The following is a 12,691-nucleotide window of genomic DNA, read 5'->3' as shown; positions in this document are numbered from 1 at the left end:
TTGATCGGTGCTGCGTCGAACCTTGCCCGGTAGTTTGGCTTGAACCAAGCGGGGTCGGGCGATCGCTGCGTATCGGGGCCGGCCTGTCGAACACGATGAGTTTGGCGAAAGTTACGGCGTTCGGAGGAAATCATGCCTGACCCATCACTTCACCAGCCCCATCGGCTCTATCAAACCCGCCCCCTCATTGCGCACATTTCCCACCGCAGCGCCTACTGGATGCCAGATGAAATCCGCGCAAGGGCGGCCGCCCTCACGTGTGATTTCTTCGGCGCGCATCGGCGTGGTGCCAGCATCGACCCACTCCCTGGCGAGGTCGGGCGTCAGCACCACCGGTTTGCGCTCGTGCAGCGCTACGAGGCCCTCGTCGGCGGCTGCGGTGAGGATCACGAAGCCGTCTTGCGCGTGCACTGCCTGGCGATCATGCACCTGTGCCAACGCGGCGAAGTACAAGGGTTCACCCGACCGCGCGCTGATGTAGCACGCTTGCTTGCGTTTGGGCTGCGCCGGATCGCTGACCCACTCGAACCAGCCATTGGCCGGCGCCAGTGCCCGGCCTGCGGGCCATAGGGACGTGAAGAACCTGTTCGATGTCAGCGTCTCGACCCTGGCATTGATCGGGTCGACGCGCTTGCCGCGGGCCCACGAAGGCGACCAGCCCCATTTCACCGTATCCACGCCCACACCGCCCGGCACGGGGCGTATCACCTGCACGCGGGAGGAGGGGGCGACGTTGTAGCGGTTTATCCGCGTGTCGTCGTAGCCGTCGATCACCACCAGTTCGAGGCTCAGCTGCCGGAGGTAGTGATCCATGCTTTCGTAGATCGAGTAGCGCCCGCACATGATTCACCTCGTTCGTTCGTTCGTCGGCTTTACGTGCCTGCGCGTTGACGCCGAGCAGGACTGACCGTTTACTGTACGAATATACAGTTTATGGTTGAGTATGACCGTCATGATCGTCACTTTTCTGGGCATCCCGACCGGCGGCCCTGCTGCGGTGCCTCTGTACACGTCCCGGGTGCCCGCAGGCTTTCCCTCTCCTGCGACCGATCACCTCGAGCGGCATATCTCTCTCGATGAACTGTTCGAGCTGCGCGCGCCGCATGTGTATCTGGTGAAGGTGGAGGGCGACAGCATGCAGGGCGCGGGCATCCATTCGGGTGACCTGCTGATCGTGGACCGTGGCAACGAGGCCGTGCATGGCGACATCGTGATCGCCGCGATCAACGCCGAGGCCGTCTGCAAGCGGCTGCATCGTCGCGGCGAGGAATTGATACTTCAGTCCGAAAATCCCAGCTACCCGCCACGGCAGGTACTGGAGGGGGATGACCTGGTCATCTGGGGTGTGGTTCGCTACAGCGTACGCGATCATGCGCAATGAGCCGGTGTTCGCGCTGATCGACTGCAACTCTTCCGGACCCTTACTAACCGTTAGTATTGATTTTTTTAATTTAATTCAACGCGTTACTGTTTGTAACTATTTATAGATTTTTCGAGGCCCGTATTCTACTGAATCTAGCCAATGGCAAGGATATGTATGTCACCACTCGAAATGGCGCTTCCTTCATCGGCCGCAGTCGCCCCAAATCGTTCGGTCGTAACGGGTGACAAGCGGCCAAGGGCAGCCACTCACTGGCAGCAAAATTCGTTTTGGACTACCCCGTCATCAATCAATATTGTGGTCTACTCCGATTACTCCCGGTCAACATCGCAGGGGCTGCAGCGTTTGCAGGGCCGCCGGGTCTTGTGTCCGCCAACAATGCAGGAATCGATCGGCGCTTTGCTAAGCGATTGAGCCGCATCTTCACCACCAAGCCACGGGAGTGCACAATGCTCCAGCTCGATTGTGCAGGCTAAAATAGTGAGCTACGGCTAAGCGGGGGTACGTTATTCGTGCATATTTCAAAGTTACAACTCGTCAACTACCGAAATTTCAAGTGTGCGAATGTCATATTCAACAAGGGTGTAAACACGATCATCGGCGAGAACGGATCAGGCAAGACCAACCTGTTCCGGGCGTTGCGTCTCTTGTTAGACGACACGCTGCTGCGCGCGGCATATAGGCTCGACGAGAAGGATTTCCACCGGGGCCTTGGCGACTGGCGCGGTCACTGGATAGTCATTAGCCTCGAATTCGATGAGGTATCCCAGGACGAGGCGATTCAATCCCTCTTTCTCCATGGGACCGGTAACATCGCCGACGGCGCGATCGGCAAGGCGACCTACAACCTTATTTTTCGCCCTAAGGCGGCAGTTCGACGGACACTGGCCGACCTTGCCGCTGGTGATACCGTAGGACTCGCCGAGGCACGTTCGAAAATCACCGTTTCGGATTATGAAACGATCTTCACCGGCAAGAGCACCACAAACTTCCTCGATCCCGAAATCTATAGGCAACTGGTTGGCGACTTCGATGCGGTAATCTTTCCCCAAGAACTGACGAGCCCTGCTATCGGCGGCATCATCCCGGGCATGCTCTCAATCTCGCGCGAAGTGTGCTTCACCTTCGTGCAGGCACTGCGCGATGTAGTCGCTGACTTTCAGAACAACCGCACCAACCCCCTCCTAACTCTGCTCAAGTGCCGGAGCGGTGCGATCGATCCGCAGAGCTTCGAGCCGATCACCGCGCTCGTAAAGGGGCTTAACGATGCAATCGAGGGCCTACCAGATGTCGGAACCATCCGCACCGATATTCGCGACACCATCACCGATGCGGCAGGCGAGACCTACTCCCCGCGTTCACTTTCAATCCGCTCGGATCTGTCCGACGAGGCCGACCGCCTGTTCCAGTCGCTCAAGCTATTTGTGGGCGAGAGCGAGGAAGAATATGAGGGCGCAATTCACGAGTTGAGCCTGGGCGGTGCAAACCTGATCTACCTGACGCTGAAGCTGCTAGAGTTCAAATATCAGAAGCAGAAAGAGTCCTTCGCCAACTTCCTCGTTATCGAGGAGCCGGAGGCGCACATCCACACGCATATCCAGAAAACACTGTTCGACCGGCTGAACTTTGATGATACCCAGATCATCTATTCGACCCATTCGACCCACATATCCGAAGTGAACAACGTCGTGAACATCAACATCCTCGGCCGGCAGGACGGACGATGTGAGGTGTTCCAGCCATCTGCGGGACTTGACCCCATCCAGATTGGCAATATCCAGCGCTACCTTGATGCAGTCCGCAGCAATCTCCTCTTCGCCAAAAGCGTGGTGCTCGTCGAGGGCGACGCCGAGGAGATTCTCATCCCGATCCTCATTAAAAAGGTGTTCGGGCTCAGCCTGGACGAGCTGGGGATCAGCTTGATCAACATCCGCAGCACCGGCTTCGAGAATGTGGCGGTGCTTTTCCACAAGGAGCGCATCCGCAAGCGCTGTGCGATCATTACCGACCTTGACCGCGCGTTTATCGATACGACCAAGAGCATACTCGACAGTGGCGATGAGGCGGCCGCAAAGAAGAGGGCACTGGGGGCACAGATCGCTGGACTACGGCGCGAAGCGGCGCTCAAAGAGTTGTGTGACGGGAACCCCTGGCTGACAGCGCACTTCGCCGACCACACTTTCGAGGTCGACTTCGTCTCCGCCGGCAATGTCAGCACTGTCGTTTCGGTGCTGAGCGAAGTCTACAAAGATAGCCGCACTATCGCGACGTCTAAGATGGAGCTGGAATCGGGCGACATCGCACGTTTCGGGACGCGCGTTCTGACGATGGCACGTTACGCCGGAAAGGGGTGGTTCGCCATCATCTTGGGGCGAATGATCACGCCTGAAACCGTCATTCCGGATTACATCCTCGACGCGATCTTCCAAGCGCATATCCCAGTATCCATCCAGACATGGGCGCGTGTGTTGGACTATCGGGTCTCGGTCATTGCCGCGTCGCAACTACACGCATCAGGGGACATTGACGCGATGCGCGCGCAAATCAGACGCTACCATCGCGGCGAGATCGACTTCGCAGGGGTACGCGCCGAAATGCTACAGGCGTTTCCTGCAGACGGCATCAACACGATCCTGGCGAGCTTCTAGAATGTTTATCTGGGACAGGAAGGACCTGAACGACGCCCAAGTCGCAGCCATCGAGCATCCAGGCAGCGTTTTCCTCGTTGCCTGCCCGGGGAGCGGTAAAACGAGAACCCTCACCTACAAGATCGCCCGCCTGTTGTCGGAGCTTAAGTCGGACAAAAAACGCGTCGTCGCGATCACCTACACGCACAGGGCTGCGGATGAGATTCACGAGCGTATCGAGCAGCTTGGCGTCGACACGAGCCAACTTTGGATTGGCACGATCCACTCCTTCTGTCTCGAATGGATCTTAAAGCCCTACGGAATCTATCACTCGGCGCTCAAGCACGGTTTCCGGGTGATCAATGCCCATGACACCGAACTAATGCTGGAGGAGTTCTGCAGCGCGGTGCAGGGCACTAAGCTCAGCAGCTTCGACTGCGCCTATTATTTCACGCCGAACGGCTATGTCCTGACATGCAACAAGACCGACAAGCATCAAGCAATTGAGGGAGTTTTGCAGGCATATTGGAAGGCGCTTGATGCCGAGCGGCAGCTCGATTTTGAGCTGATCCTTTTCTACGCCTATCAACTCATTGAGAAGAATCTCTCGATCAGCGTGCTGCTCGGCTCGATCTTCGAATGCGTGCTTCTCGATGAGTTTCAGGATACGCGGGAAATTCAATATGCGATCCTCGCATCGATCCTGAAAGCGTCTAAAGGCGGTGCCTCCGCCTTTGTTGTAGGCGACCCTAATCAGGCAATCTATGGCTCGCTTGGCGGCTATGCGATCACGGCGGCGGACTTTGGGACGCAGTGCGGCATCGCCTTCAAGGAAATGGAGCTATCAGACAATTACCGGTCGTCATCCCGCATTGTGAGCTATTTCGGCAACTACAACGTCTTGCCTTCGAAGGTCGAGGCGGTGGGAAAAGACAAGGATTACGCGAGCGTTGTGTCGTTCGATCACCAGACACACCGCGACGCGCTGGAGGAAGAGCTTGTAAGGCTCATCAAATTCAACGTCGAAACGCTCGGGATCTCTCAGCATGAGGTCTGCATCGTTGCGCCTTGGTGGGTCCATCTCGCAAGCATGACACGCCGGCTGGTCGCAGCGCTTCCGAACTATTCGTTCGATGGCCCGGGCATGGTGCCCTTCGCGCGCGACGTTGACAATTTCTGGTACAAGCTCGCCCGGATCATTCTGACGGAGGCGTCCCCACAGCTGTATGTACGCCGAATGCGATGGGCGGGAGAGGTAATCGCCGGCCTCAGCGATGCGGGCGTCGAGGTTCCAGGTTTGGACCGCAAGACACTGCTGCGCGCCTGCAACGCCATCACCATCACCGAGACCGATGGCCTGGTCTACCTTCGGGCGTTCTTCGACCAGCTATGTTCCACTTTCGAGATCGATCGCCGCAGCTGCGCAGCACTCCAAGAGCATCACGACGCTTTCTTCGAATGCTCGCAGAGGCGCATCGATAAACTCATAAAGGAAGGCGCTGAGGCGATTGCTGAATTGGCGATGTTCAGGAAGGTCTTTGCGAACCGCACAGGTGTTACCGTATCGACGATCCACGGGGTCAAGGGTGCCGAGTATGACGCAGTGATCGCCTATGGCCTGCTAGAAGGGATGGTTCCCCACTTCAGTGATCCGAACCAAGCCGAGACTGCGAATAAGCTCATGTATGTGGTGTCGTCGCGGGCCAGAAAGAACCTACATCTGATCTCTGAGCGCGGTCGCAGTCGAGGCTGGAGCGGAGATTATCAACCAACTGACGTACTTGCCGGATGTGCGTTCCAGTATGACCAGCTTTCTTGACGGGTAAAAAATGTGGTCGCAAATAACCGTTCCTTGCCGATTTCTGCCTGTTCACCAAGGGCAGAGATCGGCAAGAACCGGACTGTCGCCTGAGCAGAGCGAGAGATATTCAAAGGGCTACTTCATTCTGATACCTGCCGGATGGTCAATTCATGCTTGTCGGCCGAAGCGGTCATTCAGTCGGCGCGCACCTAGCGGCAGGATTTCAGCACAAAACAGACGCTTGAAATTATTGCGTAACCAGGTGGGACAGCACTACGGGCTAACACAATTCACAACTCAACTCTGATCTTGATCATTCATAACGCCCGAAACGGGATAGCAATCCACAATCGTTAGGACGTTCAAAGCCAGAACTGCCCTCTAGGTATGTCGTAACCAGCCGTCCAACAGACGAGACGACATCTTTATCGGCACTGATGAATCCGATAGGGAAGCTGACAGGGTAAGAGTCAGGCAATGAGACGTGATAAACGACAACCACAAACTCACCTTCGAAGTGCATCACCTCGACATTCCCGCCAAGGAAGCCCTCAATCACCCCATGAACCTTGTCGGTGTTAGGGTCGAACTCCCATTTCCACTGGCGGGCAGTCTTCTGGTCATCTGCTCCGGAGACAGGCAAATAGAAGGTAGGCGAATAGAGCCTCTTCTCTTTCGTACTTGCCATGCTGAGAATCTCACTGACTCTTGTCTGGAGATTGCTGCTTTTTCCCCAATACGGGTCGCTTGGTGCAAGCCAAAGGAATGGAGTTTTCCCCACGTCCGCCTTGCTTTCTCTCCTCGCCTTGATGAGGGGAGCCAGATGTTTCTGGAGCAACCCCCAATTTGCCGACGCGTAGATTGGTCCGATAAAGGTGGTTCTCTTCTTCTGACTGTTGGATTCCAGTTTCGCCAAGTCTTCGAAAAATTGCAGGCTGACGGAGCTACCCTTCGAGTCGAAGAGCTTCAATGTCTCGCCGTCCCCAATTTCGATCAAGGCTCTCGCAATCTCGCCAAAATTGCTGGGTCTTGCCAAACGGTCAAGTTCCAGCGAAATTCGCTCATGCACGTAGTCTGAGCTTTTTAGCTTCTCGAAATCCTCCCGCTCGACGCTTCTGCCATCCTCGTCAACCTTGAACTGAACCGGCAGTCTGACGGGCATCTGCTTAATCTTGTGCACCGAATTCACTGTGTAGACATTCGGTGAGTCCTTTTCATCCAGGGTCAGCGAGCTGGAAAGAAAGTTCTTCTGCAAGATTTCATGGAACTGACGCTGGAAATGCTTTTCCACCTGTGTCTCGCTGCAAGATGCATTCTCGTCGTCGACCTTGATTGAAAGTCCCGCTTTCCATTTTTCTGACGAGTTGTCTTTACCAAGGCATGAAAAGGTTGCGAGGTCGAAAGACAAGCAAGCCGTGCTGTCTCGAAGCAGCGACAAACGCGGAACCTCACCGAGTTCCGTAAAGTAACCGCTAGATTTCTCCGTAAGGGTCAGACGACCATTTTCGGACAACGTCAGTTCGCCGCGCTCGACGAGGTCACTAATTGCCTCTTGAACTTCCCTGCGTGAAAAGCCGAAAAAATCCGCAACCTGCGACATTGACATCGGCGCAAGGTGGATCAGGCGAAGAACAAATTCCCGAACGAACGGCAGCCCCTTTTGGGTAATGTACGAGAAATTAATATTGAAGCGTTGCGCTGGCAACAGGAAGTCAATCTCGTGATAAATCGTAGTGTTTTCCAAAGTCGTCACCTTAGCGGATCTTCTTCGCGGATATGAACTTGTAGCCTGCATCCTCGCCCATATCGCTCATGTAGGAAACAACCTGTTCGAGAGGTTTGTCCTTGTTGTGGATCTTCCACATCTCCGCGTTACCGATGATTAGCAGCCGATCCATTGCTCTGGACATCGCGACGTTTATTCGATTGGGGGTGCGTAGGAAGCCTGGACTCTTCCGTTTGTCGGAGCGCGTCAGACTCAAAATGATAATTCGGTTTTCCTTGCCCTGGTAGCTATCGACAGTGTCGATTTTTACCAGTGCCTTGAACCCGTCGTTCCAAATTCCTTGGTTGAATTTCTGCCGAATCAGACGTTTTTGTTCTGCATACATGCAGATAACACCGATAAGCGCATCATCTTTGTCCTTAAGGTTGGAAAGGTCGGTCAGAAATTGACCGCTCTCTGAAATCTGTTTGAGAAGGTCGATGACCTGCTCTGCCTCGCAACGGTTGTAAATACTGACGCCACGGTCGCTTTGGTGATTGGCATGTTCCCCAAGCGATGAAGTGTCGAGCCAAGTCACGGGGGAGCGAAGCTGGCTCGGAGCACCCCTATAGATGTCGGGAATAGCACGATCTCCATTGTTCAGCTTGCCGTCGTAGAAGGTCTGGGAAACCAGATTCCCGATGGGCGGGGCCATCCGATACTGAGTGAGCAGCGTAGCGCTCGATTGCTTCCCATATTCCGAATTGAAAGCCCGTGCAAAGTCGCTTCGCAATACTTCATCAAGCTCGGTGTGCTTGTCGTTGATTCCAAGTCGACGAGCAAGAGCGGCTTTGTGTGCGTCTGAATATAGGGGGGGCAGTTGCAAATGGTCGCCGACCAGAAGAATGCGTTTCGCCGATTGCATAGCAATCGCCAGTTCGCTGGATATTGAACGAGCCGCCTCATCTATAATTACGAAATCATAAAAGTTGTCGTGAATCCCGATATGCCCTTGCCCAATACCGACGCAGGTGCCGGTAACCAGTTGTCTAGACCGGGCGTAGAACTCGTCGCAATTGACCCTCTCTGCCGACAGGGCGTCCTGGATGTCTCGGGATATCCTAGCCAATGCCCGAACCCTTTTAGCTTCATTTGGCCGAACACCATACTCGGAACAGAGATTGGAAAGCAGGATCGACTTCGCTTCCGAAACCTTGCGTTCCTGTGAAAGAGCAATGCCGTAATCCGCGTAAAGCTTGGTTCGGATGGTTTCATCCAGTTCAATTACGATCGGTTTGAGGGCTTTGATATCCTCCTTATCGCCAACGTTCTCAAAGTTCTTGAGGAGAGACTCGAGATGGTCAATCTGCTTGAACAGTTTCAACTCCGCTTCGACGACCTTGGAGATGAATTCAGCGTCGAGACCCAGCGCATCTGATAGAGCAGCAACACGGTAGCGATACTCGGCGTTGAACAATTCGCGCTTTTCTGCGGTGATGGCATGAGAGTAAACGTCTTTCAGACCATGCGAAACTGCCCCTTCACGGTTGCTGAACCTGACGACTTCGAGCGAAGTCCCCAACCTCCTGCAGTGCTTCCTTATCCGCTCTGCAGCCGTGTTGACCGCTTCGTGAGATTGGCTGACCAGCAGAATTCTTCGCACATCCAGCCTCTCGACGAGAAAGTGGACGAATGCAGCGATGAATTCCGTCTTCCCTGTCCCTGGCGGTCCTTGCAAGAGCGACAGAGGTCCGTAGTTAAGCAGCTTGGTGAATGCCTCTCGCTGTTGTTCGTTTAGGCTAATCTTGTTTCCATGCTGGTCTTGGCGGTCGTATCTGGCGAAGTCCTCCTCAGTGACCGAAATGTTGTATGGCGTTGCATTCTTGTTGCATGCGGGGTCGAACAAATCGAGCAGGTCAGGCAAGACCCCCTCCCTATCAAGCAGTCTTTCAAGCGCGGCTTTCCGTTTGCGGTAGGAAGCCCTGTCTTGTTTCGTCCTAAAGAAGACAGAGTCGCCATCTTTTAGACCGTAGGCAGAAAGTCGGACTTTATTTAGTCGAACCTCGTTTAAAGCAGACTTTTTGAGCGAGACTTCGCCGATGACTTTCTCCGCACCATCCTGGTCAATGAGAAGTGCCTCGACCTCATCCGTGCTTGCGAAAGCGCCAAGCGGATCGATGTCTGCCTCGTAAGGAAGAATCAGTTCAGAATCGGCGTCTGATGGTGTCGTCGAAGCACCATTCAATTCGATATTGGGGCTTGACTCAGTCTCTGTGGCGAGAATTGCCTGCCAAAGTGCCTGTGTCGAAATATCGAACGAAATATCCGAACGGTCTTCCTCAACGGAAGCTGCCGCCCTTTCGAATACATCTTTGAGTTGTTGGCTCAACCCCGATTCATCAATTTCTGGCGGAACCGTCTGAAGCATCACGATGGCACGACGAAATGCGTCATGATCACGAAGATGTTCAGACAAGCCGGAAAGTTGAGCTGGTCGGCCTGGCTTGATGCGAATTGACGCGCTGATTTCGAATTGGCTTTCTTCTGCCGCCCTGAAGGGGACATCAGATCTGATTCGAGGGGGTAACCCTCCGACAAAGCACCTCTGTTCCTTGTCGTAGAAGGCGACGAATGATCCGCCAATGCCGGAAAACGTCACCGAGTAATCGCTCTTTCCTTTCTTGGGTGCCTCTACCTTGACGTACAGATGCCCGTTGTCGGGCAATATCGTCACCTGCTCATTAGTATTGCTAAGTGTAATTTCGATAAGTTGCTGTTCCTGCACGTCGACTGCGGTCGTTAGCGCCTTTCTGAACCGTCCAAAATCCTTGAAGCCGAACTCTATGTCGCTCAGTTCCGACTGAATCGCATCCGAGACTCTCGGATAGGCGTTGGACACCTCGCCCCACTCCAAGCCGAGCAATTCGCAAGACATTCGGAGTACGGCAAATATATCCCGCTGTTCGGAGGAGCTTCCGTCGATGTTCTCTGGACTATATCGATGGTTCTTGGCTTCGACAGTGCTGTGCGAAAAGTCCGGAATATCTATCAGGTACACACTCCCGTGTTCCTTATCCAGCATCACGTTGCTGGGATGAAGGTCGCCGTGAGAAATCCCGAGGCTATGAAGATGCTCAACTGCATCGATCAGCTTTTCGATGACGCCTAACTTATCTGAGTCGTCAATTGCAGCATCAGCCCACGTCGTCCCATCAACCAGATCGGTCACCAGATACATGCTGCCGGCCCTTGCCGCGAGTCCATATTCATGAATACGTGGTAAGTAAATTGGATTTACTGCTGCCAGTTTGTCCAAGCGCTTCAAAAAAGTAAGTATGCGGAAATTGCTTACCGGATCATCTCCTTTGCCGCCGACATTAAACCAAGCCTTAACGAGCCTTCCCTCTGAGGCATAGACCTCTTTATCATCGGTCGAAACCAGAAACTCGCCTTGGTCTGGAAACTGCCGCGTGTGATTTATGGGGTGACGATAGGCTTCCAGTTCGGAATCGTCGAAAGTCGGTATCGACTCGCCTTGCGGTTCTGCACGCTTCAAGGCATCGAAGAATACCGATGCATCCTTAAATTTTCCTGTCACCGCTTCGAGAAGAGCTCCTGCATACCATTCACTGCTTGAAAGCAGCTCATTCTGAATGTTCTCCAGGCTCTTCGGAGACATTCTTTGAGCGGTCAGCAGATGCCACGACACGAGCCCAAGCGCATGAACGTCCTGTTGGAATGGAGTCGATGAGGAGCCATCCAGCAGCTCCTTTACCTCTACAGACCCTACCGAAAGGCTGCTCCGATAATCGCCAACCGTTCCAATTGGTTGGTGGTAAGCGGAGATGAAATTAGAGAGAGCAATTTCCTTCGATGGTGACAACCACAGACTATGGTCTGCAATGTCTCGGTGGGCAATCTTGATCTCATGTAAGTCACCGAATTTTGCGAGGAGCAGCTTCGTGAGGATCAGTCGGTCAGCCTGGTTAAAGGATTGACCGTATTTGCCCACAAACTCGTTGAACCTCACATGCCCAGGAGGAAGTTCATAAAGCTCGCTGTATTGGGATGTAACCTCATCCTTTTCGAAGCTTGTCAGCGAGCGCAGGCAGTGGTTATACAGGTCACGATTCTGGTGGTTGATGAACTGCAATACCTCCCGCTCACGGGATACGATTTCAGCTCTTCCCTGTGAGGTTACAGCCTTGTTACCATGGAGCTTCTTGAAGTTCCAAACCCGCAGCAGAGCCTCATTACCCTTCGAGATTTCCGACCTTGCCAGATACTCCTTGTAAACCGAGTTCGGATGCTCGAAAATTTCCTCGACTGCTGTGTACCCTCCGATTTTCAGTGACTTCGGCGCTGTATTTCCCTTCAGAAATAGCTCGTCAAAGACCGGAATGTCTTGATTTAAGACCTGCGAATCGGGATGCGGACGGAAGTAATCGTTGAACTTGACTTTGTCCGCAAAACGCAAAAAGTCCCTTAGGGATATCGTATGTTGACGATCGACTTCTGGTAGCTGGCCAAAATCAGAACTTCCAGTCATGACAACGAAAAAATTGACTCGCGGCAGATATTTCTTGTTGGTGAATCGTGATGAAAGCCGTTTGAGCTTGTTATCCAGCAAGAATTTTTTGTTTCTCGTGATGCTGACGGGCGAACGCCCCATGTTCTTGTCGCCCTTGAACCAGATATCCCCATTGGCCGTTACGGGTTCATGGTTCCAGTCCTTCAACTCGACAATGATGACATTGCAATGAGTGACGATAACTAAATCAAATTCACCTTCTTTTCCTTTAGAATCAACGAACCTGAACCCTGCATACCCTTTCCAGGGATGACTTTGGATGCGTCCGAGCTTATTTTGGAGCTGGTCCCTCAGGGAGTTGCCTCCACCTTGGAGCTTGCTTGCATGGAGAGTATCCGCGAACGCCGCCTTGATCTTGTTGATTGCCTCAATCTCTTGCTCTTGTAGTCCGCCGTCCCAAATCTCGATGTCCAAGATGCTTCCTTTTATCCTATTACCGAATTAATCGATCTGCTGGAGGGATTTTACATGCCAAACGCTTGCCTTGTACGCTCGTTTCTTCACTTAGAAAACCTCAACGCCATCTGATTCGGCGGAAAGCGCATAACTGGCAGTGCCATGGGAGCATTATCAGTGGGCGACTGCT

At 53.6% G+C, this 12,691-nt stretch carries 6 protein-coding genes; 3 read left to right on the top strand and 3 right to left on the bottom strand.

Features of this window, described 5'->3' with window-relative positions; all coding sequences use genetic code 11:
* Positions 1-144 precede the first annotated feature (144 nt).
* Positions 145-843: an SOS response-associated peptidase family protein gene (locus IAE34_RS07405; protein WP_200138223.1), complete on the bottom strand. Its 699-nt coding sequence runs from the start codon at positions 841-843 to the stop codon at positions 145-147.
* A 109-nt stretch (positions 844-952) separates the two neighbouring features.
* Here IAE34_RS07405 and IAE34_RS07400 point away from each other — a divergent pair, with 109 nt between their 5' ends.
* The 3 genes from IAE34_RS07400 to IAE34_RS07390 all read left to right on the top strand — a co-directional run bounded on the left by IAE34_RS07400 (position 953) and on the right by IAE34_RS07390 (position 5,827).
* The gene (locus IAE34_RS07400) at positions 953-1,381 is read left to right on the top strand and encodes a LexA family protein (protein ID WP_200138426.1); all 429 of its coding nucleotides are present in this window, start codon (positions 953-955) and stop codon (positions 1,379-1,381) included.
* A gap of 512 nt (positions 1,382-1,893) precedes the next feature.
* Positions 1,894-4,029: an ATP-dependent nuclease gene (locus IAE34_RS07395; RefSeq protein WP_200138222.1), complete on the top strand. Its 2,136-nt coding sequence runs from the start codon at positions 1,894-1,896 to the stop codon at positions 4,027-4,029.
* A gap of 1 nt (position 4,030) precedes the next feature.
* Positions 4,031-5,827, top strand: a complete 1,797-nt coding sequence (locus IAE34_RS07390; RefSeq protein ID WP_200138221.1) for a UvrD-helicase domain-containing protein — start codon at positions 4,031-4,033, stop codon at positions 5,825-5,827.
* Between the two features lie 295 nt (positions 5,828-6,122).
* Here IAE34_RS07390 and IAE34_RS07385 read toward each other — a convergent pair whose 3' ends face one another.
* Entirely contained in the window at positions 6,123-7,553 is a 1,431-nt protein-coding gene (locus IAE34_RS07385) for a hypothetical protein (RefSeq protein ID WP_200138220.1), read from the bottom strand.
* 10 nt (positions 7,554-7,563) lie between these two features.
* A complete protein-coding gene (locus tag IAE34_RS07380; RefSeq protein WP_200138219.1) occupies positions 7,564-12,519 on the bottom strand; it encodes an AAA domain-containing protein in 4,956 nt (1,651 codons plus the stop codon).
* Between the last annotated feature and the right edge of the window lie 172 nt (positions 12,520-12,691).

It is taken from the genome of Pseudomonas sp. S30, assembly GCF_016518545.1.
Lineage (GTDB): Bacteria > Pseudomonadota > Gammaproteobacteria > Pseudomonadales > Pseudomonadaceae > Aquipseudomonas.
Note: the sequence above shows the minus strand (reverse complement) of the source record. Positions and strands in the feature narration are given on the sequence as shown.